This is a genomic window from Streptomyces sp. NPDC058697 (assembly GCF_042715345.1).
Lineage (GTDB): Bacteria > Actinomycetota > Actinomycetes > Streptomycetales > Streptomycetaceae > Streptomyces > Streptomyces liliifuscus.
The window spans coordinates 18,895-44,618 of record NZ_JBHXSU010000016.1; the positions used below are offsets into that span (position 1 = coordinate 18,895).

The window sequence follows — 25,724 nt, forward strand, 5'->3', positions numbered from 1 at the left end:
TGTCACTGCTCCTGGGGACGGGACTGCTGTGTCGGGGGGAAGTCTGGGGTGTCGGTGGTGTGTACGGCGAGTGTCCGGTCGGGATTCAGCCGCACGACGATGTGGCGCCGCCAGTTCGTGTCGTCCCGTTCACCTTTGTCCTCCCGCCAGTGGCAGCCGCGGGTCTCCTCGCGCAGCCGGGCGGCGGAGACGAGGACGCGGGCCACGCACAGGAGGTTGGTGGCCTCCCAGGTGTCGACGCCGGGCTCGGCCGTCTTGCCGTACACGTCGAGGGCGTCGCGGGCTTCGGTGTGCAGCTGCTGGATGCGCTCGGCCGCGGTCTCCAGGGAGGCGGCCGAGCGCAGGACCCCGGCGCCGTCGGTCATGATCCGCTGGATCGCGAAGCGTGCCTCGGGGGCGAGCAGCGGATGGGCGGGCCTGTCCGGGTGGGCCACGGGGGCGGGCACGCGCGCGTGGAGGCTGTTCTCCTCGTGGCCGCCCACGATGTCGGCGGCGATGCGCTCGGCGTAGACCAGGCCCTCCAGGAGGGAGTTGGAGGCGAGCCGGTTGGCGCCGTGGACGCCGGTGCAGGCGACCTCGCCGCACGCGTACAGGCCGGGGACGGTCGTACGGCCCCGGGAGTCCGTACGGACGCCTCCGGAGGCGTAGTGGGCGGCCGGGGCGACCGGGACGGGCTCGGTGACCGGGTCGATGCCGTGGGCGCGGCAGGCGGCGAGGATCGTCGGGAAGCGGTGCTCCCACATGTGGGCGCCGAAGTGCCGGGCGTCCAGGTACATGTGCTCGGCGTCCTGCTCCTGCATGCGCCGCATGATGCCCTTGGCGACGATGTCGCGGGGGGCGAGCTCGGCCAGTTCGTGCTGGCCTGCCATGAAGCGCACGCCGCCCGCGTCGACCAGGTGGGCGCCCTCGCCGCGGACCGCCTCGGAGACCAGGGGCTGCTGGCCCTCGGCGTCCGCGCCGAGGAACAGCACGGTCGGGTGGAACTGCACGAACTCCAGGTCGCTGACCTCGGCGCCGGCGCGCAGCGCGAGCGCCACGCCGTCGCCGGTGGAGACGGAGGGATTGGTGGTCGCCGAGAAGACCTGGCCCATGCCGCCGGTCGCGAGGACCACGGCGGGCGCGTGGACGGCTCCCACGCCGTCGTGCTGGCCCTCTCCCATGACGTGCAGGGTCACGCCCGCGGTGCGTCCGTCGGCGTCCGTGAGGAGGTCCAGGACGAGCGCGTTCTCGACCGTACGCAGTCCACGCGCGCGTACTGCCTCGACGAGGGCCCGGGAGATCTCGGCGCCGGTGGCGTCGCCGCCCGCGTGGGCGATGCGGCGGCGGTGGTGGCCGCCCTCGCGGGTCAGCTCCAGGACGCCCCCTTCGGACTCGTCGAAGTGGGCGCCGGTCTCGATGAGCCGGCGTACGGCGTCGGGGCCCTCGGTGACGAGGATGCGGACGGCTTCCTCGTCGCACAGTCCCGCGCCCGCGACCAGGGTGTCGTCGAGGTGCTGCTCCGGGGTGTCGCCCTCGCCGAGGGCCGCGGCTATGCCGCCCTGGGCCCAGCGGGTGGAGCCGTCGTCGAGGCTGGCCTTGGTGACGACGACGGTGCGCAGGCCGGCGGCGTCGCAGCGCAGGGCCGCGGTGAGTCCGGCGACTCCAGAACCGACGACCACGACGTCGGCGGCGACAGACCAGCCAGGGGCGGGCGCGTACAGACGTATGCCTGTGCTGGTCACGAGGCGGCTCCGAAGGTCAGAGGAATGTTGTCGATCAGCCGGGTGGTCCCGACCCTGGCGGCGACGGCGAGGACCGCCTCACCGGTGTGGTCGTCCGGGATCTCGGTGAAGTCGGACGGATCGACCAGCGCGAGGTAGTCCAGCGCGAGCGGCGGCTTGAGGCGGGCCGCGTCGTCGAGGACGAGGCGGGCGGCGGCGCGGACCGCGGCGGGGCCGCCGGGGGCCGCCTTGGCGACGGCGTGCGTGTCGGCCGCGGCGCGGGACTCGCCGATGGCGCTGAGGGCCTCGGCACGCGCGTGCGTGGCGGGCACTTCACGGGCACGCGCGCGCAGGGCCTCCTGGGCGGCGTGCCGGTCGCTGCCCGCGAACAGGGCCTGGGACAGCGCGAGTGCGGTGCGGCGCTCGGTGGCCGACAGATAGCGGTTGCGGCTGGACAGGGCCAGGCCGTCCGCCTCGCGCACCGTCGGGACGCCGACGATCTCCATGCCGAAGTTCAGGTCTCGCACCATGCGGCGGATCAGGGCGAGCTGCTGGGCGTCCTTCTGCCCGAACAGCGCCACGTCGGGGCGGGTGAGGTGCAGCAGTTTGGCGACGACGGTGAGCATGCCGTCGAAGTGCCCGGGACGGGTCGCCCCCTCCAGGCGCCCGCCCATGGGGCCGGCGCTGATGCGGACCTGGGGTTCGCCGCCCGGGTAGACCTCGTCCACGGAGGGGGCGAACACGACGTCCGCGCCCGCCAGTCCGGCGATCTTGACGTCGGCGTCCAGGGTGCGCGGGTAGCGGTCGAGGTCCTCGCCCGCGCCGAACTGGAGGGGGTTCACGAAGACGGTGACGACGACCTCGCCGTCGCCCGCGATCCCACGGGCCGTGCGGATCAGCGTCGCGTGGCCCTCGTGCAGGGCGCCCATGGTCATCACGACGGCACGGCGGCCGGTGCGCACGCGCGCGTGGAGCTCGTCGGCGGTGCGCAGCACGGTGGTGGTCATCGGGTCGCTCCGTTCTCGGCACCTGCGCGCGTCATCGGGCGTCTCCTTCGGGCCCGTCGGGTCCGTTCGTTCCGCCGGGTCCGTTCGTTCCGTCGGTCCCGTTCGGGCCGTCGGGGCCGCCCGTTCCGCCCGGCCCGGCGGTCCCGGCCGTCCCGTTGGCGAGTACTCCGAGGAGGTCCTCGGCGAGTTCCGGCTTGAGCAGGCCGTGGGCGAGGGCCCGGTCGGCGGTCGCGCGGGCCATCGCCAGATAGCCGGCGACGGTCTGCGGCGCGTGCTTGCGCAACTCGGCGACGTGCGCGGCGACCGTGCCCGCGTCACCGCGCGCCACCGGTCCCGTGAGGGCCGCGTCGCCCGACCTCAGTGCGTTGTCCAGGGCGGCGCCCAGCAGCGGGCCCAGCATCCGGTCCGGGGCCTCGACGCCCGCCGCGCGCAGCAGCTCCATGGACTCGGCGACCAGCGTCACCAGGTGGTTGGCGCCGAGCGCGAGGGCCGCGTGGTAGAGCGGCCGGGAGGCCTCGGCGATCCACTCGGGCTCACCGCCCATCTCGATGACCAGGGCCTCGGCGGCCAGACGCAGCTCCTCGGGCGCGGTGACCCCGAAGGAGCACCCGGCAAGGCGCTGCACGTCCACCGGAGTGCCGGTGAACGTCATCGCGGGGTGCAGCGCGAGCGGCAGCGCACCGGCGCGCAGCATGGGGTCCAGGACCCTCGTGCCGTACCGCCCGGAGGTGTGCACGACGAGCTGTCCCGGCCGTACGGCACCGGTCTCGGCGAGGCCCTCGGCCAGTCCCGGCAGGGCGTCGTCCGGGACGGTCAGGAGCACCAGGTCGGCCCGGTCCAGGACCTGCCCGGGGGTCACCAGCGGCACGTCGGGCAGCAGCTCCGCCGCTCGTCGCCGGGAGGCGTCGGAGACTCCGGAGGCGGCCACCGGGCGGTGTCCGGCGAGCTGCAGCGACGCGGCCAGGGCGGGGCCCACGCGACCGGTGCCGACCACACCGACGGTGAGCCGCGCGGGGCGGTCCTTGGGGTCTGGCTGGGGGAATGTACTCACTCGACGGCGGCCTTCCGTTCCAGTCCGCTCGGGGTACCGGACGATTTCTCGTCATGTTAACGCGATTGGTCCGAGGGCCGTTTTTCTGTCCACAGGCTGTGGGGAATTCGCATGCCCGGCCGCCTGGGTGTCCTGCATGATCCGGGCATGGGCGATACGGCGGAGCATTCGGTGGAACAGGCGGCGGAACCGGCGGCGGAGCGGGCGGCGGAGCGGGCAGCCGAGCAGGCGGCGGACGGTTCGGCGGGGCAGGGCGCGGAAGAGACGGCCGAGCAGCGGCGCGAGCGGCGCACGGTCGCCTGGCGAGGGGCGCGGCGGGTGCTGTGGCGGCCCGGTTTCCGCTCCACGGTCGGTGAGCTGCTGACCCGGCTGACGGACGCGGCACCCGACGTGTACGACCTGGACAGGCCGGTGGACATGTACGGCGACGGGATCGTCGAAACCCTGGAGGAGCGGGTCGCGGCCCTGCTCGGCAAGGAGGCCGCCGCCTTCTTCCCCTCGGGCACCATGGCCCAGCAGGTCGCACTGCGCTGCTGGGCGGGCCGTACGGGGAATACCACGGTGGCGATGCATCCCCTCTCCCACCCGGAGGTCCACGAACGGCATTCCCTGAGCACGGTCAGCAACCTGCGGACCGTCCATCCGACACGCGAGCCGCGGATGCCCTCCGCCGAGGAGGTACGCGACCTGGACGAGCCCTTCGGGACGCTGTTCCTGGAACTGCCCCTCAGGGAGGCCGGTTTCGTCCTGCCGTCCTGGGAGGAACTGGTCGACGTCACGGACGCGGCACGCGAACGCGACGCTGTCGTGCACCTCGACGGGGCCCGCCTGTGGGAGTGCACCACCCGCCTCGGCCACTCCCTGGACGAGATCGCGGACCTCGCGGACAGCGTCTACGTGTCCTTCTACAAGTCGCTCGACGGATTCGGCGGCGCCGCCCTCGCGGGCCCGAAGACACTCGTCGACGAGGCGAAGGCCTGGCGCCACCGCTACGGAGGGCAGATCCTCCAGCAGTTCCCCACCGCCCTGTCCGCGCTGATCGGCCTGGAGAAGGAGCTGCCCCGGCTCCCGGAGTACGTGGCCCACGCGCGCGTGGTCGCCGCGGCGCTGCGCGAGGGGTTCGCCGCGGCCGGGGTGCCCTGGGCCCGGGTCCACCCCGAGGAGCCGCACACCCACCAGTTCCAGGTCTGGCTGCCGTACGACGCCGATGTCCTCACCGACACGGGGACGCTGCAGGCCGAGGAGACGAGGACCGGCCTGTTCCCGCAGGTCTGGCAGCGGGGCGGCCCCGATCTGGCGTTCACCGAGGTCACGGTGGCCGCGCCGGGCCTGGAGTGGACCGCGGAGGACGTCCGAGCGGCGGTCGCCGACTTCGTGTCGCGGCTCCCGCGCTGACCGGGCCGATGTCGTGGCACGGCTCCCGCGCCGACCACCTGGACCGGCGCCACCGCCTGGGCCGGCGCCTGAGAAGTCGGCGCCCTCGGTGGGCCTCAGTGCCCAAGCAGCCGGGTCAGTGCCGCCCGGATCCGGCCCCGGGCCGGACGTGCGGTCAGGGCCGCGCGGAACCGGCGGTGGTCGGCGAGTTCGCGCATGGCCTGCCAGTCATGGGTGCCGGGGGCCGGCGGGGTCGGGTCGCCGTGCTGCCGGGCGCGGTAGGTGTCGAGGAGGTACTGCTGGGTGATGCTCATGGCGGATCGCCTCTTCGGGACTGGGTACGGACGTGAACTCCGTGGGCCCCGCGGTTGCCCCGGTTCTGTGATCCCAGCTTGCGCGCGCCCGGCCGGGGCGTCGCGTCGATTGACCGGCGTCGTCAATCGACGGCCGCGTTGTCAGTGGCGGGGTGCACCATGAGGTCATGAGCGTGACCATCGACATTTCCGGGCTCCGCAGGGAGCGGGTGGCCGTCGTGCCCTCGCCCCTGGCCGAGCTCTGCATGGCGCTGCACGCACTGGCCGAGCCGGGGCACCATCCCGGGCTGCAGGGCTGGGCGACCGGGGTGACCGCACGGCTCGACCCGCATCTGGCGGACCGGATGTGCGAGGCCGACTTCCTGTGGCGGACGACCTTCTCGGACCTGTTCCTGCCGTATGCGGGGGTGGGCGGCGGCACCGCGCTCCCCGGCGCCACTCTGGCCGAGGACCTGGACCTGCTCGACAAACTGACGGACGACCAGTTCGTGGACGCGGCCCTCGAATTCACCTGCGCCCTGCCGTACGACGCACAGGGCGCGGGCGCGCTCACCCATGCCGGGGCCCGTCGGCGCGCGCTGGAGCTGGCCGCCGCGCGCGGACCCCGGCCGGCGGAGTTCACCGCGCGGCTGCTGGAGGACCCGCCCAGGATCCGCGCCTGGCTGCGCCAGTTCCTGGAGGACTGCGACGAGGCCTTCTTCGCCGAGACCTGGTCCCGGCTGCGCCACCAGCTCGCGGCGGACGCCCGCCACAAGACGGACCTGCTCAGACGCAAGGGCCTGGCCGAGGCGCTGGCTTCGGTGTCGCCCGCGGTGGCGCTCGACGAGGCGGCCGGCCGCGTCACCGTCGACAAGCTGGGCAGCGGCCACACCACGGTCCGGGACAGCAGCCTGCTGCTGGTGCCGACGAGCCTCGGCTGGCCCCACCTCATGGTGCTGCACCGGTACGGCTGGCAGCCGGTGCTGCACTATCCGGTCGGCTCCCCCGAGCTGGCGGCCCCGCCCTCCGTCGAGCAGCTGACCCTGAGGATGACGGCCCTGTCCCACCCGGTGCGGATGCGCCTGTGCCGCAGTCTGGCCCGCAGCGCCTTCACCACGAGCGAGCTGGCCCAGACGCACGGCATGACCCCGCCCGAGATATCCCGGCACCTGAGTGTCCTGAAGAAGGCGGGCCTGCTCACCACCCGCCGCCGCGGACGGTACGTCCTGCACCAGCTGGACGTCACGATGGTGGCCCGGCTGGGCAGCGACTTCCTGGAGGGCATCCTGCGCTGAGCCGCGCCTTCCGGCGGCGGATCAGTCGAAGCGGATGTGCCTGGCGCTCGTCCAGGACCGTCGCAGCCGGCCCCGCAGGGCACTGTCCTTGTTCGGCGCGAGGGTCAGGCCCGCCAGGACCGCGATGCGGTCGGCCGTCCTGGCGACCGTCGTGTGGTCGGTCCACAGGTGCTCGGCGAACTCCGGTTCGCGCAGCCGCTCCAGGCAGTGGTCGAGCTGCTGGACCGCCCAGCTCTCCCTGCGAAGCGGGGCGTCCTTGCCGGCGACGTACCGGAGGAGATGCCCGAAGCCGCGCTCGCGCAGCCGCCTCAGGACGGTCTCGCGCTCGGCGAGGAGCGTGAAGTGGCGTACGTCGTGCCCCTTTTCGCGCAGCAGCCCGACGGTCTCGTCGAAGTAGCCGAAGTCGGTGACCGTCATGGGCGCGATGACGACTCCGTCGTGCTTGGTGAGGGCGAGGTCGAGCACCTCGACCACGCCCTGCCGCCAGGAGGCCAAGTCCTGGAAGTTCCCGCGCAGTTCGGGCGGCAGCATGCGGCGCAGACCGAAGCCGGCGTGCTCGGGATCGCAGACGACGCTGCCGGGCAGCCGCCGCTGGAGCTCGTACGCGGTCTGTGACTTACCGCCCCCGAAAGGGCCGTTGATCCACACAAGCATGCGCAGACCCTAGTGGCCGCCGATTACACCCCGGTCACGTACGGCCCGGCCCCTGCCCGGCTTCCGGACGCCTCACCGCCCGCCGCCTCAGCCCTGTCCCCCGCTCCCGCCCCCGGCCCGCACCAGACCCGTCTCGTACGCGAGGACGACGACCTGGACGCGGTCGCGCAGGCCCAGCTTGGTGAGGATGCGGCCCACATGGGTCTTGACCGTCGCCTCGGAGAGGACGAGCCGGGCCGCGATCTCGCCGTTCGACAGCCCCTGCGCGACCAGGATCATCACCTCGCGCTCACGCCCGGTGAGCCGCTCCAGCTCCTTGTGCTGGGTCTCCTTGCCGGCGTTGGGCAGCATCGGCGCGAACCGGTCGAGCAGGCGCCGGGTGGTGGAGGGCGCGACCACCGCGTCCCCGCTGTGCACGGAGCGGATCGCGGCGAGGAGTTCGCCCGGCGGCACGTCCTTGAGCATGAAGCCGGAGGCGCCGGCCTTGAGTCCCGAGAAGGCGTACTCGTCGAGGTCGAAGGTGGTCAGGATCAGCACCTTGGGCGGGTTCGCGTCCTGACAGATGCGGCGGGTGGTCTCCACGCCGTCCAGCTTCGGCATGCGTACGTCCATGAGCACCACGTCGACCTCGGTCGCGCGCAGCACCTGGAGGGCCTCGACGCCGTCGCCCGCCTCCGCCACGACCTCCATGTCCGGCTGGGCGGCGAGCACCATCCGGAACCCGGTGCGCAGCAGCACCTGGTCGTCGACGAGCATCACGCGGATCGGCATGGGAAGGTCCTCCGGTCGGTTCGTGGAGCTGAAGCGTGCACGTGTCAGTGGGCCGGCTTGAGCGGAAGCAGGGCGCTGATGCGAAAACCGCCGCCGGGCCGCGGTCCGGCGTCCAGGGTGCCGCCGACCATACCGACGCGCTCGCGCATCCCGATCAGGCCGTGGCCCCGGCCGTCGGCGCCGCCCTCCTCGTACAGCTCGTGCGGGGCGCCCTTGCCGTCGTCCTCGACCAGCAGGCCGAGGCCGTCGTCGAAGTAGACCAGTCGCACGCTCGCCCCCGTGTTCGGCCCCCCGTGCTTGCGGGTGTTGGTGAGGGCCTCCTGCACGATGCGGTAGGCCGTGAGCTCCACGCCGCTGGGCAGGGGGCGCGGGGTCCCCTCGATCTTGAAGTCGACGGGGAGGCCGGAGCTGCGGCACTGCTCCACGAGGTCGTCGAGCTGCTCCACGTCGGGCTGCGGTACGTACTCGCCGGACTCCTGGTGTTCGCCGGTGCGCAGTACGCCGAGGAGGCGGCGCATCTCGGCGAGGGCCTGCCTGCCCGTCCCGGAGATGGTCTCCAGGGCCTTCTTGGCCTGGTCGGGAGCGGAGTCGAGGACGTATGCCGCGCCGTCGGCCTGGACCACCATCACCGAGACGTTGTGCGCGACCACGTCGTGCAGCTCGCGGGCGATCCGGGCGCGCTCGGCGGCGACGGCGACCTTGGCCTGTGCCTCGCGCTCCTTTTCGAGCCGGGCGGCCCGCTCCTCCAGCTGCGCGAAGTAGGCGCGGCGGGTGCGCAGGGAGTCGCCGAGCACCCAGGCGAGGGCGAACGGGACCATCTGGAAGACCACTATCGCCACGTGGCCCGCGCCGCTCGTGTTCCCGTCCGGCCAGCGCAGCTGCGAGAGGGGCGCCGCGAACAGACCGGCGGTCAGGGCGAGCCGGGAGGCCCAGCGCGTGCCGTTCGACGCCACGGTGTAGGTGATCACCAGAAGCGCGAAGTCGGCCGGCACGACCGACATGTCCAGTGCCAGCTGTGCCACGCCGACGGCGACGGCCAGCAGCAGCATCTTCTCGGGCATACGCCTGCGCAGCGCGATCACCAGGCAGAGGAGCAGGGTGACCGGGATGGCGACGGCCGGGACGTCGGTCCCGGCGGCCTCCTGGTCGGCGGTTCCGCCCACGACAGAGATCCCGAGCAGGACGACGGCCCAGAAGCTGTCGACCCACATCGGGTGCCTGCGGAGAAAGTCATAGAGGCGCTGCACGTAACCCAGCGTAGGGAAGCGTGCTGTGTGCAGGGGTCAACCGGAGGGTCGATCCGTAACCGGTGCTCGTACTCCCCAAGGTGGAGGCCACACTCGACTCGGCGCTTAACCTGACGCGGTGGAAGCGGTCGGGAGCAGTGGTGAGCGCAGTGATGTGTGACCGGGCGGACGCGGTGCGCGGGTGGCGCCCGGCGACCGAGGAGGCGCTGTACGGGCCCTCCGGTTTCTATCGCCGTCCCGAGGGGCCCGCGGGCCATTTCCGCACCTCGGTGCACGCGTCACCGCTGTTCGCGGGGGCCGTGGCCAGGCTCTTGTGCCTCGTCGACGAGGCGCTGGACCACCCCGCCGAACTCGCCCTCGTCGACATGGGCGCGGGCCGCGGCGAGCTGGTGTCCGGCGTCCTGAAGGCCCTCCCCGCCGAAGTGGCCTCCCGCGCGCGTGGGTACGCCGTGGAACGGGCCGCCCGCCCCGCCGGACTCGATCACCGTATCGAGTGGCTCCCGGAGCCCCCGCCGGACGTCACGGGCCTCCTGTTCGCCAACGAGTGGCTCGACAACGTGCCCCTGGACGTGGCCGAGGTGGACGCGGAGGGCACGGCACGGCTCGTTCTCGTACGGGAGGACGGGACGGAGTCCCTTGGGGATCCGGTGGCCGGGGCGGAGGCGGAGTGGCTGGCGAGGTGGTGGCCGCTCACCGGCCCTCCGGACGGCCGACTCCTGCTCCCCGACGCTCCAGGCAGCCCGCTGCCGCGCCCTGAAGCTCCCGGCGGCCCGTTCCCGGCCGAGGACGTCCGCCCGCCCGCAGAGGGCCTCCAGGGCCCGGGAGGCGGCAGCCGAGTCCCCGCCGAAGGCCTCCGCGCGGAGATCGGGCTCCCCAGGGACGCCGCCTGGGCCGCCGCCGTGGCCTCCCTCGGCCGGGGTCTCGCCGTGGCCGTGGACTACGCGCACTTCGCGGGGGCCCGCCCGCCCTTCGGAACGCTGACCGGGTTCAGGGAGGGCAGGGAGACCGCACCCGTGCCCGACGGCTCCTGTGACATCACCGCGCATGTGGCGCTGGACGCGTGCGCACGGCCCGGAGCGCGGCTGCTGAGCCAGCGGGAGGCACTGGGCGCCCTCGGCGTGAGCGGGGAGCGGCCGTCCCTGGCCCTGGCCTCCACGGACCCGACGGCGTACGTACGGGCTCTCGCGGGCGCGGGTGAGGCCGCCGAGCTGACCGCGCGGGGCGGGCTCGGCGACTTCGGGTGGCTGCTGCAGCCGGTAGGAATTCCGGACCCGCTCCCCGGCGGCGAACAGCCCTCTACGTAGAGCGCGGTTTCCTGGAGGGCCGGCCCGCCCCCGTTCCACGGTCCTACTTGTCGATGTCCCCGACCACGAAGAACAGCGACCCCAGGATCGCCACCATGTCCGCCACCAGCGTGCCCGGGAGCAGCTCCGCCAGCGCCTGGATGTTGTTGTACGAGGCCGAGCGCAGCTTCAGCCGGTACGGGGTCTTCTCGCCCTTGCTGACCAGGTAGTAGCCGTTGATGCCGAGCGGGTTCTCGGTCCAGGCGTACGTGTGGCCCTCGGGGGCCTTCAGGACCTTCGGGAGCCGCTGGTTGATGGGACCCGGGGGCAGCTCCGCGAGCCGGTCCAGACAGGCGTCGGCGAGGTCGAGCGCGACGTGGGTCTGCTCCAGGAGGCACTCGAAGCGGGCCAGACAGTCGCCCTCCTGGCGCGTGACGACCTTCAGGGTGTCCTGGAGTTCCCCGTACGCGAGATACGGCTCGTCCCGGCGCAGGTCGAAGTCGACGCCGGAGGCGCGGGCGATGGGCCCGCTCACTCCGTAGGCGTGCACGGCCTCCTTGGAGAGGACGCCCACATCCCTCGTACGACCGCGGAAGATCTCGTTGCCGAGGACCAGGTCGTCGAAGCGGTCCATGCGGGAGCGCACTCCGGAGACGGACGCACGCGCGCGTGTGGTCCATCCTGCGGGCATGTCTTCCTTGAGGCCGCCGACCCGGTTGAACATGTAGTGCATGCGCCCGCCGGAGATCTCCTCCATGACGTGCTGGAGTTCCTCGCGCTCGGTGAAGGCGTAGAAGATCGGCGTGATCCCGCCCAGCTCCAGGGGGTACGACCCCAGGAACATCAGGTGGTTCAGGACCCGGTTCAGCTCCGCGAGCAGCGTGCGCGTCCACACCGCGCGCTCGGGCACCTCCATGCCGAGCATCCGCTCCACACCGAGGACCACACCCAGCTCGTTCGAGAAGGCGGAGAGCCAGTCGTGGCGGTTGGCCAGCATGATGATCTGGCGGTAGTCGCGCGCCTCGAAGAGCTTCTCGGCGCCGCGGTGCATATAGCCGATCACCGGCTCCGCGTGCTGGATCCGCTCACCGTCGAGGACGAGCCGCAGCCGCAGCACCCCATGTGTGGACGGGTGCTGGGGCCCGATGTTGAGCACCATGTCGGTGCTCTCCGCGGCGCCGCCGATGCCGACCATGGTCTCGGTGGGACCCGTCGTAGGAGTCATGGGAACAGTGTCGCGTACGTACGCTTGCGGCATGGAGACGGGGACCTCGGAAAACGCGGGGCGGACAGCGGGGCAGGCGGCGGGCGAGCCGGTGTGGATCGGGCTCCCGCCGGGGCTGCTGAGAATGCGACGGCTGCTGCTGGTGGTGTGGCTGGGGCTGCTGACCGTCGGTACGGGCCTGCTGCTCGGCCTGCTCGCCGGGCCCGGCTGGGCTGCCTTCGCCCTGCTGCCGCTCGCGGTGCTGCTGTGGGGCTGGCCGATGCTGGGCCGCAACTGGCGGTCCTGGCGGTACGCCGAGCGCGCGGACGACCTGCTGATCAGCCGGGGTGTGCTGTGGCAGGAGGAGACCGTCGTGCCGTACGGGCGGATGCAGTTGGTCGAGGTCACCTCCGGCCCCGTCGAGCGGCACTTCGGGCTGGCCAGTGTGCAGCTGCACACGGCGGCCGCGGCGACGGACGCCCGCATTCCGGGGCTGGACCCCGCCGAGGCGGAACGATTGCGCGACCGGCTCACCGAGCTGGGCGAAGCCCGATCGGCGGGCCTGTGACGACGCCGGGCGCCTCCGAGGACGTACGGGACGAGCCCCGGCCCGTACCGCAGGAGGCATCCGCACCGGAGGCGGCGCCCGTACCGCAGGAGGCGCCCGTGCCGGGCGAGGTGTCCGACGACGGGCGGAAGGACACGACCGGGCCGCCCGAGCGGCGGCTGCACCCCGTGACGCCGCTGCGGCGCGCGTGGGCGCCCGTCGCCGTGATCGCCGGCTGGGCCGTGCACGACCCCGACCAGGCACAGCGGCAGCTGACCCGGCTCACCACGATGACACTGACGGCCGTCCTGATCGCAGCCGTCCTGGGGGCCGCCCTCTACGGCTTTCTGAGCTGGTGGTTCACACACTTCGCGGTGACCGACACCGAACTGCGCATCCGTACGGGCCTGGTGTTCCGGCGCACCGCGCACATCCGGCTCGAACGGCTCCAGGCGGTCGACGTCACCCAGCCGCTGCTGGCCCGCGTGGCCGGCGTCGCCAAACTCAAACTCGACGTCGTCGGCACCGACAAGAAGGACGAGCTGGCCTATCTGGGCCAGGAGGAGGCCCGGATACTGCGGGCCGAACTGCTCGCCCGGGCCGCCGGATTCGCACCCGAGACGGCACACGAGGTGGGCGAGGCACCGGTCCAGCGGCTGCTCCACGTGCCGGCCGGTGTCCTCGCCGTGTCGCTCGTCCTGACCGGCGCCACCTGGGGAACCCTGGCCGCCGCGCTCGTCGTACCGCCGCTGCTGTGGTTCGCCACCCACAGCGTGTGGACGGTCCTCGCGACGGCGCTTCCGCTGCTCGGCGCGGCCGGCGCGAGCAGTGTGGGACGGTTCGTCGGCGAGTACGACTGGACCGTGGGCGAGTCCCCGGACGGGCTCCGCATCGACCACGGGCTCCTCGACCGTGCGCACGAGACGGTGCCGCCCGGACGCGTCCAGACCGTACGCATCGTCGAACCGCTGCTCTGGCGGCGGCGCGGGTGGGTCCGGGTCGAGCTGGACGTGGCGGGGTCGTCCAACTCCGTGCTGGTGCCGGTCGCTCCGCGCGAGGTCGCCGACGCGGTCGTCGCGCGCGTGCTGCCGGGGGTGACCGTGCCCACCTCACTGGCGCGGCCGCCGCGCCGGGCGGGCTGGTGCGTGCCGTTCTGGTGGCGGGGTTACGGACTCGCTGTCACCGACAGCGTCTTCGTGGCCCGGCACGGGCTGCTGCGCCGCAGCATCGCGCTCGTGCCGCACGCCAAGGTGCAGAGCGTGCGCCTGGAACAGGGGCCGTGGCAGCGCCGCAAGGGGCTGGCCGACGTCCGCGTGGACACCGGCGCCAACAAGACCGTGACGGCCCGGCTGCGGGACACCTCCGAGGCCGCGGAGCTGCTGTACGGACAGGCGGACCGCTCGCGCACGGGTCGGCGGGAGGCCCGGCCGGACCGGTGGATGGCCTGAGAGCCTGGCTGTTACTGGCGGCCGTTGCTGGCCCATGGGGAGCGAACGGCGTGAGGGCAGTGGCGGGTTGCCACTGCCCTCATCACATACGCGAACGGTCGGGGCCCGGGGCCCAGGTGGGTCCGAGCGGTCCTGCCCGTCCTCCCCGTCCTACGAAACCGCGCTCCGCAGTTCCACCAGGTCGATCTGCTCCGTCTCGTCGTGCGCGGTCAGGTCGATGACCTGGCCGACACCGCGGGACTCCTCGCTCACCGGCTTGAACTCGGACTCGGACTCGGCCTTGTGGAGCGCGAGCGCCTCCTGGCCCACCACGTCGGCGAGGTCCTCGTTCTGTACGGCCTCCAGCGCCTCGTCGCCCTTCTGCGTACCGAAGAAGTCGAACCCGCCCTCCACGGAGGGGCGTCGCGCGGGCGAGGCCGGCGCGACCGCGACGGCCGTGGGCACGGTGAAGTGCCCGGCGGGCCGTGCGGCGGGGGTGAGGGCGGCCGCGCTCGTCGGGGAGTGGGTCGTCGCCCCGGTCTCGGGCCGCCGCCGCACACGGGCCACTTCGGACGGGGTGGGCCGCGCGAGGGCAGTGCCCGGCGACGGCTCGGGGGCGGGCGCCGTACGCGTCGCCGTGGACTGCAGGGGCGTCACGTCGATCGCCGCGGACCGCTTGGGAGCCGTGGTCGTGTCGGTCGCGGTGGACCGCTGGGGCGTCACATCGGTCGCGGTGGCCTGCGCGTGCGGCCGTACGGTGTCGGCGGGTTGCGTGCGTTGCGTGGCCCGGGCGGGCCGCGCGGATGTCGGTGCGGTCGCGGCGGCCGTGCGCTCATGACCGCCGACCGCCTCGGACTTCCCCCGCGTCTCGCCCTCCTGCCCGGCGTCACCCTTGGCGGGGGCACCGGTCACGGTGCTGCCGGCCGCGGACGCGCCCTTGGCGGAGCCGTTCGGGGAACCGTTCGGCCGGGGCGCCCGCTTGCCGGGGCCTCCCGGTGAGGGCGAGCCCTTGGGGCCACCGCCCTTCGTGGTGGCCCGCTTGACCGGGCCGGCCTTGGCGGAGGGGTTCGGGGCCGGGGTGTCCTGGACGGGGCCGTCCACCGCGGTCTCGTCCTGAACCGAACCGTCCTCGGCGGAGGCGGAGGCGGAGACGGAGGCGGAATCGGCGTCGGAGCCGGCCGCCTCGGGGACGGTGTCCTCAGGCTCGGTCTTGGTCTCGGACTCGGGCTCAGACTTGGCCTCGGTCCCGGACTCGGACTCGGACTCGGCCGCAGAGGAGTCGTCCGTCACCGCATCCGTCGTGGAGTCGGCCGTAGCCGAACCGTCCTCCGCCGTCACGTGCTCGGCAGGCGTGCCGTCCTCTGACACGTCGTCCGCGGAGTCGCCCGCAGAACCCGCGCCCTCGGTCGCATCGGCCTCATCAGTCACATCGGCCGTATCGGTCGTATCGGCCGTATCGACGACCGCACGCTTCGCGAGCCGGTCCAGCGCCGCGTTGGCCTTCACGTAGAGGACCGAGGCCGCCGCGGACGCCGCGAGGGCGGCCTGGACCGTCGCCGCGGTCGCCTCGGGAACCGCGTCCTGGGCGGAGGCGGATGCCGTCTCGTCCGTATCCGGCGATATCGAAGCCGCCGCGGGCAATGCCGCCCGGTCCGGAGCGGTCGCCTCTATCTCAAGGAGCCGGCGGCCCTCCAGCGCGGTGGCACGCTCGGTCTCCGCCGTGGCGTATCGCCGCAGCAGCGCGGCGTGTTCGTTGCGCAGCCCCTGCAGCTCGGCGCGCTTCGAACGGAGCCGCTGCTCAAGCTTGGTGCGCAGCTCGCGCGACTCGTCGAGATCGGTCTCCAGTTCGGCGGCCCGCTCTTCGTGACGCCACTCGTCGCTCGCCCGCGCGCGCGTGAGGTCCGCGACCCGTTTGCCCGCCGCCGCGTCCCAGCGGCGCATGACGACCGCGCCCGCGACAGCCGTCACCGCGGCACCCGCGGCGAGCCCTCGGAGCACCAACGTTTCGGAGAACAGCCATGGCCCCGCGGCGCAGACGGCGGAGACGCCTGCGATCGCCGAGGGGGGCAACAGCCGGTGCAGAGGTGGGGAATGGCGGTGACGTCCTCGTGGCATGGCCAGAAACTTACCGCGCGTAGGCGAATCGTGGTGCCCCGCGGGGCAAAAACACAGCCACACCGAGACCTTCTCACCGCACCATCACCGGGCAATCTCCGCACCGGCCGCTCGAAGACCACGACTTCGGTCCCTCATCGGCCGCCCCAACTGCCACTGCGCGGCCCCTGTTTCTTGATCGACCTTCTCCCGAATCGACCCTTCTCCTGCGGATTGCGGAATTCCGAGTGGGAAAGAATGCCGACCGGGAAAAGACCGTCAGCGGTCGCTCATCTGTCGCTCAGCCGTCCGCCGATCCACTGCAGGGTCGCCGGGATCTCGCGCCGCCAGGTGTTGAAGTTGTGTCCTCCGCTGTCGAGGATGATCGACGAGATCCGGGTCGGCTTCTTCGCCTGCACCAGGTCGATGAACCGCAGCGTCTCCTGGTAGTTGCTCTCGCCGTTCCTGCTGCTGCTGACGAGCAGTGAGGTGTCGGGCGCGGGCCTGTGCTTGAGGTACCACATCAGGTCGGCGCGGTTCTTCAACTCCTCGTCCCCGTGGAAGAGATCGCCCGTCGTGGGGTCGCTCGGCGCCCTGTAGTAGGGGGAAAGGCCCGCCCCGGCGGCGTATGTCTCCGGGTGGTGCATCGCGAGCTTCAGCGCGCAGTATCCGCCCGTGGAATCGCCGACGATTCCCCAGCTCCCGGGCTTTTTGCCCACCCTGTAGTGGTGCGATACCGCGTCGGGCAGGTCCTTGGCGAAGAACGACTCGGTCTTCGGGCCGCGGGGAACGTCCACGCATTCCGTGTCGCGGGGCGGCGCGACGGTGGGCCGCATCATGACCAGGATCATCGGCTGCATCGTGCCGTTCTTCGCCAGCCGGTGGGCGGTCTGCGGATAGTGCAGGCCCTTGATGAGCGCCTCGGCGGTGCCCGGATAGCCGGTCAGTACGACAGTCGCCGGGAACGTACGGGTGCGGTACTGCGGCTGGAAGTACTCCGGCGGCAGATAGACGTACGCGGGAGAGGCGATATGGGTCCGCCGGCCCACGATGTCGACCTTCTGGATCTGCCCGCCGATCTGCGGCCGGGTCCCGCCGGAGACGTTTACCTGTCGTGTGTCGACCACCTGGAGCGGGCCGTTCGCGCCTCCGGCGTCATGGTCGACGACGATGCCCTGGCCCGACTCCCGGCCGAGGAGGTCGGCCCAGCTGGCGTAGAACCCGAAAGCCTGGTTGGCGCCGAGGCCGACCGACGCGAAGATCGCGACCTGGGTGGCCAGCAGGAGGCCGATCCGCCCGGACACGGCACGCCAGTTGCGACGCGCGAGCCGCGGCCACCACCACACCGTGCCGACGAACAGCAGCACGGCGAAGAGGACCGCGAATGCCAGCAACTTGTTGCTCGTGAGACCCATGGGCTGTTCCTGCCTGCGCTTTCCGGCCGGTGACGGGCGCCGCTTCCTTCACGGCGCCTTGCCCCGGTCTTTCCTTGCCCTTTGAAACGGTTTTCCGATGGGGAGTGAACCTGTCTCCCCAAGACACCGTCCTAGAGGGCGCAATGTCGCCGGATGCCGGATTGGCACCGGATTCAAGGTCTCTCGCGGAACTACGGGATGCGATGTCTGTCAGGATAGATGGGGAAATGTCGGGCGAGGTTCCGGCTCGAACGGGCCGACTGCGGGGCGTACTCCGCGGTCCGCGCCCGGAGGCCGTTCCCGCCCTGGTCGCCAGGGCCTGCACGCTCGTAGGGCTTCTGGACATCGCGGCGGGTGTCTTCCCGCGCTTCCGCAACAGCCGTATGCACACGCTCGCCGAGGTGCTGCCGGGCGCGTTCGGTCCGTTCGCGGCCGCCCTGTCCCTCAGCGCGGGCGTCCTGCTGCTGCTCCTCGCCCACGGTCTGCGCCGCCGCAAGCGGCGGGCGTGGCGGGCCGCGGTGATCCTGCTCCCGGCGGGCGCCCTCGCCCAGTTCACCTACCGGCACTCGCTCATCGGGGTCCTCATCTCGCTGGCGCTGCTCGCCCCGCTGCTGCGCCACCGGAGCGAGTTCGAGGCACTGCCCGACCCGCGCAGCCGCTGGCGGGCACTCGCCAACTTCGTCCTGATGGGCGCGGGTTCACTCCTCCTCGGCCTGGTCATCGTCAGCGCCCACCCCGACCGGATGGTCGGCAATCCGAGCCTCGCGGACCGCATCAGCCATGTGCTGTACGGCCTGTTCGGCTTCCAGGGGCCGGTCGACTACCAGGGCAACACGTCCTGGACGGTGGCCTTCTCCCTCGGCGCGCTCGGCCTGCTGACCGCCGTGACCACCATCTACCTGGCCTTCCGCCCCGAACACCCGGCCGCGCGACTGACGGAGGACGACGAGACACGGCTGCGCGCCCTGCTGGACAAGCACGGCGGCCGCGACTCGCTCGGCCACTTCGCGCTCCGCCGCGACAAGGCGGTCGTCTTCTCGCCGAGCGGCAAGGCGGCGGTGACGTACCGCGTCGTCTCCGGAGTGATGCTCGCCAGCGGCGACCCGATCGGCGACGTCGAGGCCTGGCCCGGCGCGATCGAACGCTTCATGGACGAGGCGAAGGCCCACTCCTGGACGCCCGCCGTCATGGGCTGCTCCGAGACGGGCGGCGAGGTCTGGACCCGCGAGACCGGCCTCGACGCCCTCGAACTGGGCGACGAGGCGGTGGTGAAGGTCGCGGATTTCTCCCTGGCCGGACGCGCGATGCGGAACGTACGCCAGATGGTGAAGCGCATCGAGCGAGCCGGTTACGAGACCCGCGTACGGCGCATCCGTGACCTGAGCGAGGGCGAGCTGGACCGGATCCGGCGTGCCGCGGAGGCCTGGCGCGGCACGGACACCGAGCGCGGCTTCTCCATGGCGCTCGGCCGCATCGGCGACCCGGAGGACGGCGACTGTCTCATCGCGACGGCCCACAAGGAAGACACCGATCCGGGCCCATACGGCGACCTGAAGGCCGTACTCCACTTCGTCCCCTGGGGCACCGACGGGGTCTCCCTGGACCTCATGCGCCGCGACCGCTCGGCGGACCCCGGCATGAACGAACTCCTCATCGTGGCGGCCCTCCAAGCGGCCCCCCGTCTGGGCATCACCCGCGTCTCCCTGAACTTCGCGATGTTCCGCGCGGCCCTGGCCCGTGGCGAGAAGATCGGCGCCGGCCCCGTCCTGCGGGCCTGGCGCGGTCTGCTGGTGTTCCTCTCCCGCTGGTTCCAGATCGAGTCGCTGTACAAGTTCAACGCGAAGTTCCGCCCCTACTGGGAGCCCCGTTTCGTCGTCTACCGCTCCTCCCGCGACCTCCCCCGCATCGGCTTCGCCGCCATGCAGGCCGAGGGCTTCGTGAACCTCGCCCTCCCCCGCCTCCTGCGCCGCCGCGCCCCGGCCCCGCGCCCCTGCGCCCACGCCGTGACGAAACGAGACGCACGAGCGGCGTAACCGCCTCCGCGCCCCGCCCCCACACCACAAACCCCGACCGCCACGCGACGCCCACCCCCGCGCCGCGCGGCGGTCGGTTCGCTGTGCCCCGTCAGGGGCGCGGGGAACTGCGCGACCAGCCCACCACGGCCGGCAGCCGAGAACGGAACCTGCGGGAGCGCCCCCACCACACCAAGGGCGACCAACCGCTCACCGTCGGGGGCCTACGCTGGGGACATGAGCAAAAGGAGCGGGCGCAGCCAAGTCGCGGGCCTCCCGGAGTGGGACCGCTGCGCGGTCATGGGCGTCGTGAACGTGACCCCCGATTCCTTCTCGGACGGCGGCCACTGGTTCGACACGACCGCCGCCGTCAAGCACGGCCTCGACCTGGTCGCGGAAGGCGCGGACCTGGTCGACGTGGGCGGCGAGTCCACCCGCCCCGGCGCCGCGCGCGTCGACGAGGCGGAGGAGCTCAAGCGCGTCATCCCGGTCGTCCGGGGCCTCGCCTCGGAGGGCGTCACCGTCTCGGTCGACACGATGCGCGCCTCCGTGGCCGAGCGCTCGCTCGCCGCGGGCGCCGTCCTCGTCAACGACGTGAGCGGCGGCCTCGCCGACCCGGAGATGATCCCGGCCGTCGCCGCCGCGGGCGCCCCCTTCGTGGTCATGCACTGGCGCGGCTTCCTCCAGGGCAGCACCGTACGAGGGTCGTACGTGGACGTCGTCGCCGAAGTCGTCGCCGAGCTCCACACGCGCGTGGAGGCCGTTCTGGCCGGCGGCGTCGCCGCGGACCGCATAGTCGTCGACCCGGGCCTCGGCTTCTCCAAGGAGGCCGAGCACGACCTGATCCTCCTCGCCCACCTCGACCGTCTCCGGGAGCTCGGGCACCCCGTGCTGGTGGCCGCCTCCCGCAAGCGGTTCCTGGGCCGCGTACTGGCGGGCCCCGAGGGCGCGCCGCCCCCCGCCCGGGAGCGGGACGCCGCCACCGCGGCCGTCTCCGCGCTCGCCGCCCACCAGGGCGCGTGGGCCGTCCGCGTCCACGAGGTACGGGCCACTGCCGACGCCGTCCGGGTCGCCCGGGCCGTGGAGGGCGCCCGGACCGCAGAGGGAGACCGGTGAGCGCCCCCCACACGGACGTCGAGCAGGTCGAACTCGCCAACACCGCCTTCTACGAGGCGATGGAGCGGGGCGACTTCGAGGAGCTGTCGTCGATCTGGCTGACCCCGTCCGACCTGGGCCACGACGAGGAGTACCACGACCCCGCACAGGCCGGTGAGATCTCCTGCGTCCACCCCGGCTGGCCCGTGCTCAACGGCCGCGGCGAGGTCCTGAGGTCGTACGCGCTGATCATGGCGAACACCGAGTACATCCAGTTCTTCCTGACCGACGTGCATGTTTCGGTGACCGGCGACACCGCCCTGGTGACCTGCACGGAGAACATCCTCAGCGGCGGCCCGTCGCCCGAGGACAGCGACGAACTCGGCCCGCTCGTGGGCCAGCTCGTCGTCGCCACGAATGTGTTCCGCCGCACACCCGAGGGCTGGAAACTCTGGTCGCACCACGCCTCACCCGTACTGGCCGAATCCGGCGAGGAAGAAGACGACGAGTCGCCCGCTTGAGTGGGTAGGGGCCAAGCAGAGGTTGAGATCACCGGCCCCGGGGTATGCGCGGCTACCAGCCCGTTAGTCGTCGCGTTCCCCCAGGAAAACACTCGATGAACCCTCCTTGCCCCCGCGCGGGGCGAGCCCCCTGCGGGGGAGCGCTGTCAGTGCTCGCAGGTAGATTCGAATGTGGCTGGTGTTGCCGACCGCACTCGGGAGAGCCCGCCGTTACCGACGACAGCAGGAGTGATTCGCGTGGATCGTGTCGCGCTGCGCGGCCTCAGGGCCCGTGGGCACCACGGTGTCTTTCCCAAGGAACGCGAAGAGGGCCAGACCTTCATCGTGGATCTCACGCTGGGCCTGGACACCCGGCCTGCCGCGGCCGACGACGACCTCACGAAGACCGTGCACTACGGCATCGTGGCGGAGGAGGTCGTGGCCGTCGTCCAGGGCGAGGCGGTGAACCTCATCGAGACGCTCGCCGAGCGCATCGCACAGACGTGCCTCAAGCACGAAGGCGTCCAGGAGGTCGAGGTGTGCGTCCACAAGCCGGACGCCCCGATCACGGTCCCCTTCGACGACGTGACCGTCACCATCATCCGGAGCCGAGTATGACCGCGTTCACCGAGGGCCAGAGCGACCCGACCGTCCAGCCGGTGCCCGCCTCCGTGGTGGAGCGCGTGGACGCCGCCGACACGACCCTGCAGAACCCCAGGCGCGCCGTGATCTCCCTCGGCTCGAACCTCGGCAACCGTCTGGAGACCCTCCAGGGCGCCATCGACGCCCTGGAGGACACCCCGGGCGTCCGCATCAAGGCGGTCTCTCCGGTCTACGAGACGGAGCCGTGGGGCGTGGCCCCGGGCAGCCAGCCGACGTACTTCAACGCGGTGATCGTGCTGAAGACGACCCTGCCGCCCTCCTCGCTCCTGGAGCGGGCCCACGCGGTCGAGGAGGCCTTCCACCGCGTCCGGGACGAGCGCTGGGGCCCCCGCACGATCGACGTCGACATCGTGGCGTACGCGGACGTGGTCTCCGACGACCCGGTCCTGACCCTGCCCCACCCCCGGGCCCACGAGCGCGCCTTCGTCCTCGCGCCCTGGTACGACGTGGAACCCGAGGCCCAGCTCCCCGGCCGCGGCCCCGTGGCGCACCTGCTGGCCGGCGTCCCCAGGGAAGGTGTCGCGCCCCGCGCCGACCTGGAACTCCAGCTGCCCGAGTAGTCGTTAAGGTCGAGACGCACACAGGCGGGCCGATCGAAGGGGCAATGTGAAAGAGCTGCGCATCAGGACGCTGGCCGCGGTGTTCTTGGTCGCCGGGTTGCTGTCCTGGGCGGGTGCCCGCCTGTGGAACTCGGTCGGGACACTCCCCCGGGTTCCGCTGGCCGCCCCCATCGTCCTCGCTCTGATCGCCGTCGTGCTCCTGGCCACGGCGCTCTCCCTGCGGGCCCGTCTCAAGGCCCAGCGCGAGCGCCGCCCCGACGCGAAGGGCGTCGACCCCATGATGGCGGCCCGAGCGGTCGTTTTCGGCCAGGCCAGCGCCCTCGTGGCCGCCCTCGTCGCCGGTATGTACGGCGGCACGGGCGTCTTCCTCCTGGAGTCCCTCGACATCCCCGCCCGCCGCGACCAGGCCATCTACGCCGGCTTCTCCGTCCTCGCCGGCATCGCCGTCATAGCAGCCGCCTTCTTCCTGGAGCGCGTCTGCAAACTCCCGGAGGACGACGACACGAACGGCGGCACGGCCCGAGCAACGTAACGGGGCGCAGCCCCGTAGTTCCAGGGGCGCGGGGAACTGCGCGCCCGGCCACAACGAACCCGCACGTACCGCGAAGCGTTCCCGTGAGGGAAAACGTCCCGCGAAGCGACCCGCCGCGCTCAGCGAGCCATGATGAGGCTCATCGCCTCGTTCCGGGTCGCGGCATCCCGCAGCTGCCCCCGAACGGCCGACGTTATGGTCTTCGCCCCCGGCTTGCGAATCCCCCGCATCGACATGCACATGTGCTCGCACTCGACCACCACGATCACGCCACGCGGCTCCAGGATCTCCATCAGCGATTCGGCGATCTGCGTGGTGAGTCGTTCCTGAACCTGCGGCCGCCGGGCGTAGACGTCCACGAGCCGGGCCAGCTTGGACAGCCCCGTGATCTTGCCGTTCGTGCTCGGGATGTACCCGACGTGCGCGACACCCCTGAACGGCACCAGATGGTGCTCACACGTCGAGAACACCTCGATGTCCTTGACCAGGATCATCTCGTCGTGGCCGAGATCGAACGTCGTCGTCAGGACGTCCTCGGGCGTCTGCCACAACCCCGCGAAGATCTCCTTGTACGCCCGGGCCACCCGCCCCGGCGTCTCCCGCAGCCCCTCACGGTCCGGGTCCTCACCGACCGCGATCAGCAGCTCTCGTACGGCGTTCTCGGCGCGCTTCTCGTCGAATTCGCCGATCGTGCCCTCGCCGTCCAGCGTCACGGGATCGGTCATCTCGTGCCTCGTTCCTGAGCCTGCGACGCGTACGGATCACGCGTCTCATGTTCGGGCATACAACGATGCCGCGCCCCCCAGGCTAAGACCTGAGGGGCGCGGCATTCGTTCCGGGCCAGGTGAGACGTGTCGCACCCGAGCCTGGATCAGCTCTCGGAACGGTCCTCGGGGGCCGACTCGGTCACCGGGAGCGCCTCGGTGGAGGCACTGGTGCTCGCGGTGATCGCGGGGCTGGCGCCGTTCGTCCCGTTCGTCAGTGACAGCTCCCTGGGGGAGAGCACCGGCGGGCGGGTGGACGGCGTGCGCCGGGAGGAACCGGTCCACGCGGGGCGGGCCGGACGCTTGACGAGGGGAGCGAAGACCTCGGCGATCTGCTCCTTGCTCAGCGTCTCCTTCTCCAGCAGCTGGAGAACCAGCGCATCGAGGACGTCACGGTTCTCGACCAGGATCTCCCAGGCCTCGTTGTGCGCGTTCTCGATGAGCTTCTTGACCTCTTCGTCGACGAGCGCGGCGACCTCTTCCGAGTAGTCGCGCGGGTGCGACATCTCCCGGCCCAGGAAGGGCTCGGTGTTGTCGCCGCCGAACTTGATCGCGCCGAGACGCTCGGTCATGCCGTACTGCGTGACCATCGCGCGGGCCGTGGCAGTGGCCTTCTCGATGTCGTTCGCGGCACCCGTGGTCGGGTCGTGGAAGACGAGCTCCTCGGCCGCGCGCCCGCCCAGCATGTATGCCAGCTGGTCGAGCATTTCGTTGCGGGTCGTGGAGTACTTGTCCTCGTCGGGCAGGACCATCGTGTAGCCCAGAGCACGGCCTCTGGAGAGGATCGTGATCTTGTGGACCGGGTCGGAGTTCGGAGACGCCGCCGCGACCAGGGCGTGTCCGCCCTCGTGGTACGCGGTGATCTTCTTCTCCTTGTCCGACATGATCCGGGTCCGCTTCTGCGGGCCCGCGACCACACGGTCGATCGCCTCGTCGAGCATGTTGTTGTCGATGAGCTTCAGGTTGCTGCGTGCGGTGAGCAGCGCGGCTTCGTTCAGCACGTTCGACAGGTCGGCGCCCGTGAAGCCGGGCGTCCGCCGGGCAACCGCGCCCAGGTCGACGTCCGGAGCGACCGGCTTGCCCTTCTGGTGGACCTTGAGGATCTCCAGACGGCCCTGCATGTCCGGGCGGTCGACCGCGATCTGGCGGTCGAAGCGGCCGGGGCGCAGGAGGGCCGGGTCGAGGATGTCAGGACGGTTCGTGGCGGCGATGAGAATCACACCGCCCTTGACGTCGAAGCCGTCCATCTCGACGAGCAGCTGGTTCAGCGTCTGCTCGCGCTCGTCGTGACCGCCGCCGAGGCCGGCGCCGCGATGGCGGCCGACCGCGTCGATCTCGTCGACGAAGACGATCGCCGGGGCGTTCGCCTTGGCCTGCTCGAACAGGTCACGGACTCGCGAGGCACCGACACCGACGAACATCTCGACGAAGTCGGAACCGGAGATCGAGTAGAACGGGACGCCCGCCTCACCCGCGACAGCACGCGCGAGCAGCGTCTTGCCCGTACCGGGAGGCCCGTAGAGGAGCACGCCCTTGGGGATCTTCGCCCCGACGGCCTGGAACTTCGCCGGCTCCTGGAGGAACTCCTTGATCTCGTGGAGCTCCTCGACCGCCTCGTCCGAGCCCGCCACATCGGCGAACGTCGTCTTCGGGGTGTCCTTGGTGATGAGCTTCGCCTTGGACTTCCCGAAGTTCATGACCCGGGAGCCGCCGCCCTGCATCTGATTCATCAGGAACAGGAAGACGACAACGATGAGGACGAAGGGGAGCAGGGACAGCAGGATGCCGACGAAAGCGTTCTGCTTGGTCGGCGAGACCGTGTAGCCGTCCGGAATCTGCTTGTTCTGGTACTTGTCCTGGAGGGTGGTGGCCAGGGCCACGCCCTGGTCGCCGATGTAGCTCGCCTGGATCTTCGAGCTGCCCTCGACCTTTGTACCGTCCTTGAGCTCGATCTTGATGACCTGCTCGTCGCCGGTGGTGAGCTTGGCCTGCTGGACCTTGTTGTCATTGATCGCCTGGACGACCTGGCCTGTGTCCACCGTCTTGTAGCCACCGGACGAGCCGACGACCTGCATCAACACGACCACGGCAAGGACGGCCAGCACGATCCACATGACCGGCCCACGGAAGTATCGCTTCACGTCCATCCATACGGAGCGATGCCGCCCCGTCCCTCCTGCCATAGTGAGTTTGATAAGACTGTTCTTCGGACGGTACCTCAGCATTGTCACCCGAA

General features: G+C 71.7%; 23 protein-coding genes. 11 read left to right on the forward strand and 12 right to left on the reverse strand.

The features are described 5' to 3' along the window. Positions 1-2: 2 nt before the first annotated feature. Genes ACFWXQ_RS31130 through ACFWXQ_RS31140 form a run of 3 tightly spaced genes read right to left on the reverse strand, consistent with a single transcriptional unit; the run spans position 3 to position 3,758 of the window. Complete coding sequence (locus tag ACFWXQ_RS31130; protein ID WP_383935768.1) at positions 3-1,721, reverse strand: L-aspartate oxidase; 1,719 nt, start codon at positions 1,719-1,721, stop codon at positions 3-5. After that, on the reverse strand, positions 1,718-2,707 hold the full coding sequence (gene panC / locus ACFWXQ_RS31135; protein WP_383935766.1) for a pantoate--beta-alanine ligase: 990 nt from the start codon (positions 2,705-2,707) through the stop codon (positions 1,718-1,720). Before panC ends, ACFWXQ_RS31130 begins: the two co-directional genes overlap by 4 nt. A gap of 31 nt (positions 2,708-2,738) precedes the next feature. Further along, positions 2,739-3,758, reverse strand: a complete 1,020-nt coding sequence (locus ACFWXQ_RS31140; RefSeq protein WP_383935765.1) for a Rossmann-like and DUF2520 domain-containing protein — start codon at positions 3,756-3,758, stop codon at positions 2,739-2,741. 147 nt (positions 3,759-3,905) lie between these two features. Between ACFWXQ_RS31140 and ACFWXQ_RS31145 the strand changes: the two genes are divergently transcribed. Beyond that, positions 3,906-5,153 carry a threonine aldolase family protein gene (locus ACFWXQ_RS31145; RefSeq protein ID WP_383935763.1) on the forward strand — a complete coding sequence of 416 codons (1,248 nt, stop codon included), beginning with the start codon at positions 3,906-3,908 and terminating at the stop codon, positions 5,151-5,153. 95 nt (positions 5,154-5,248) lie between these two features. Here ACFWXQ_RS31145 and ACFWXQ_RS31150 read toward each other — a convergent pair whose 3' ends face one another. Next, positions 5,249-5,446 carry a hypothetical protein gene (locus ACFWXQ_RS31150; RefSeq protein WP_383935761.1) on the reverse strand — a complete coding sequence of 66 codons (198 nt, stop codon included), beginning with the start codon at positions 5,444-5,446 and terminating at the stop codon, positions 5,249-5,251. Positions 5,447-5,613: 167 nt separating this feature from the next. Here ACFWXQ_RS31150 and ACFWXQ_RS31155 point away from each other — a divergent pair, with 167 nt between their 5' ends. Next, positions 5,614-6,720: a DUF5937 family protein gene (locus tag ACFWXQ_RS31155; RefSeq protein WP_383935759.1), complete on the forward strand. Its 1,107-nt coding sequence runs from the start codon at positions 5,614-5,616 to the stop codon at positions 6,718-6,720. A gap of 21 nt (positions 6,721-6,741) precedes the next feature. Here the strand turns inward: ACFWXQ_RS31155 and ACFWXQ_RS31160 are convergent, their stop codons facing one another. The 3 genes from ACFWXQ_RS31160 to ACFWXQ_RS31170 form a co-directional block, all read right to left on the reverse strand. Beyond that, positions 6,742-7,374, reverse strand: a complete 633-nt coding sequence (locus tag ACFWXQ_RS31160) for an AAA family ATPase (RefSeq protein WP_383935757.1) — start codon at positions 7,372-7,374, stop codon at positions 6,742-6,744. Positions 7,375-7,461: 87 nt separating this feature from the next. After that, positions 7,462-8,145, reverse strand: a complete 684-nt coding sequence (locus ACFWXQ_RS31165; protein ID WP_383935755.1) for a response regulator — start codon at positions 8,143-8,145, stop codon at positions 7,462-7,464. A gap of 44 nt (positions 8,146-8,189) precedes the next feature. Next, the gene (locus ACFWXQ_RS31170; protein ID WP_383935752.1) at positions 8,190-9,392 is read right to left on the reverse strand and encodes a sensor histidine kinase; all 1,203 of its coding nucleotides are present in this window, start codon (positions 9,390-9,392) and stop codon (positions 8,190-8,192) included. A 152-nt stretch (positions 9,393-9,544) separates the two neighbouring features. Here ACFWXQ_RS31170 and ACFWXQ_RS31175 point away from each other — a divergent pair, with 152 nt between their 5' ends. Beyond that, positions 9,545-10,696, forward strand: a complete 1,152-nt coding sequence (locus ACFWXQ_RS31175; RefSeq protein ID WP_383935799.1) for an SAM-dependent methyltransferase — start codon at positions 9,545-9,547, stop codon at positions 10,694-10,696. A 43-nt stretch (positions 10,697-10,739) separates the two neighbouring features. Here ACFWXQ_RS31175 and ACFWXQ_RS31180 read toward each other — a convergent pair whose 3' ends face one another. Beyond that, positions 10,740-11,900, reverse strand: a complete 1,161-nt coding sequence (locus ACFWXQ_RS31180; protein WP_360764503.1) for an NADH-quinone oxidoreductase subunit D — start codon at positions 11,898-11,900, stop codon at positions 10,740-10,742. Between the two features lie 31 nt (positions 11,901-11,931). Here ACFWXQ_RS31180 and ACFWXQ_RS31185 point away from each other — a divergent pair, with 31 nt between their 5' ends. Beyond that, on the forward strand, positions 11,932-12,447 hold the full coding sequence (locus ACFWXQ_RS31185; RefSeq protein ID WP_269653607.1) for a PH domain-containing protein: 516 nt from the start codon (positions 11,932-11,934) through the stop codon (positions 12,445-12,447). Continuing rightward, positions 12,444-13,874, forward strand: coding sequence for a PH domain-containing protein (locus ACFWXQ_RS31190; protein ID WP_383935750.1), 1,431 nt, complete (start codon positions 12,444-12,446; stop codon positions 13,872-13,874). The genes ACFWXQ_RS31185 and ACFWXQ_RS31190 overlap by 4 nt, the downstream gene beginning before the upstream one ends. Positions 13,875-14,024: 150 nt before the next feature. Here ACFWXQ_RS31190 and ACFWXQ_RS31195 read toward each other — a convergent pair whose 3' ends face one another. Continuing rightward, positions 14,025-15,968 (reverse strand): hypothetical protein, encoded by a 1,944-nt coding sequence (locus ACFWXQ_RS31195; protein ID WP_386269641.1) that lies wholly within the window; start codon positions 15,966-15,968, stop codon positions 14,025-14,027. 269 nt (positions 15,969-16,237) lie between these two features. Next, positions 16,238-17,362 carry an alpha/beta hydrolase gene (locus ACFWXQ_RS31200; protein WP_383935748.1) on the reverse strand — a complete coding sequence of 375 codons (1,125 nt, stop codon included), beginning with the start codon at positions 17,360-17,362 and terminating at the stop codon, positions 16,238-16,240. A 227-nt stretch (positions 17,363-17,589) separates the two neighbouring features. Here ACFWXQ_RS31200 and ACFWXQ_RS31205 point away from each other — a divergent pair, with 227 nt between their 5' ends. The 6 genes from ACFWXQ_RS31205 to ACFWXQ_RS31230 all read left to right on the forward strand — a co-directional run bounded on the left by ACFWXQ_RS31205 (position 17,590) and on the right by ACFWXQ_RS31230 (position 22,724). Continuing rightward, positions 17,590-19,395 carry a phosphatidylglycerol lysyltransferase domain-containing protein gene (locus ACFWXQ_RS31205; protein ID WP_383935746.1) on the forward strand — a complete coding sequence of 602 codons (1,806 nt, stop codon included), beginning with the start codon at positions 17,590-17,592 and terminating at the stop codon, positions 19,393-19,395. A 216-nt stretch (positions 19,396-19,611) separates the two neighbouring features. Next, positions 19,612-20,490 carry a dihydropteroate synthase gene (gene folP / locus ACFWXQ_RS31210; protein ID WP_383935744.1) on the forward strand — a complete coding sequence of 293 codons (879 nt, stop codon included), beginning with the start codon at positions 19,612-19,614 and terminating at the stop codon, positions 20,488-20,490. Then, a complete protein-coding gene (locus ACFWXQ_RS31215) occupies positions 20,487-20,990 on the forward strand; it encodes a nuclear transport factor 2 family protein (protein ID WP_383935742.1) in 504 nt (167 codons plus the stop codon). The genes folP and ACFWXQ_RS31215 overlap by 4 nt, the downstream gene beginning before the upstream one ends. A 237-nt stretch (positions 20,991-21,227) precedes the next feature. Beyond that, a complete protein-coding gene (folB, locus tag ACFWXQ_RS31220) occupies positions 21,228-21,587 on the forward strand; it encodes a dihydroneopterin aldolase (protein WP_383935740.1) in 360 nt (119 codons plus the stop codon). After that, a complete protein-coding gene (gene folK, locus ACFWXQ_RS31225; RefSeq protein ID WP_383935738.1) occupies positions 21,584-22,192 on the forward strand; it encodes a 2-amino-4-hydroxy-6-hydroxymethyldihydropteridine diphosphokinase in 609 nt (202 codons plus the stop codon). The genes folB and folK overlap by 4 nt, the downstream gene beginning before the upstream one ends. Positions 22,193-22,238: 46 nt before the next feature. Then, positions 22,239-22,724: a DUF3180 domain-containing protein gene (locus tag ACFWXQ_RS31230; RefSeq protein ID WP_383935736.1), complete on the forward strand. Its 486-nt coding sequence runs from the start codon at positions 22,239-22,241 to the stop codon at positions 22,722-22,724. Between the two features lie 119 nt (positions 22,725-22,843). Here the strand turns inward: ACFWXQ_RS31230 and folE are convergent, their stop codons facing one another. Further along, on the reverse strand, positions 22,844-23,449 hold the full coding sequence (folE, locus tag ACFWXQ_RS31235; RefSeq protein ID WP_055610774.1) for a GTP cyclohydrolase I FolE: 606 nt from the start codon (positions 23,447-23,449) through the stop codon (positions 22,844-22,846). Positions 23,450-23,595: 146 nt separating this feature from the next. Continuing rightward, positions 23,596-25,635, reverse strand: a complete 2,040-nt coding sequence (gene ftsH, locus ACFWXQ_RS31240; RefSeq protein WP_383935797.1) for an ATP-dependent zinc metalloprotease FtsH — start codon at positions 25,633-25,635, stop codon at positions 23,596-23,598. Positions 25,636-25,724 lie beyond the last annotated feature (89 nt).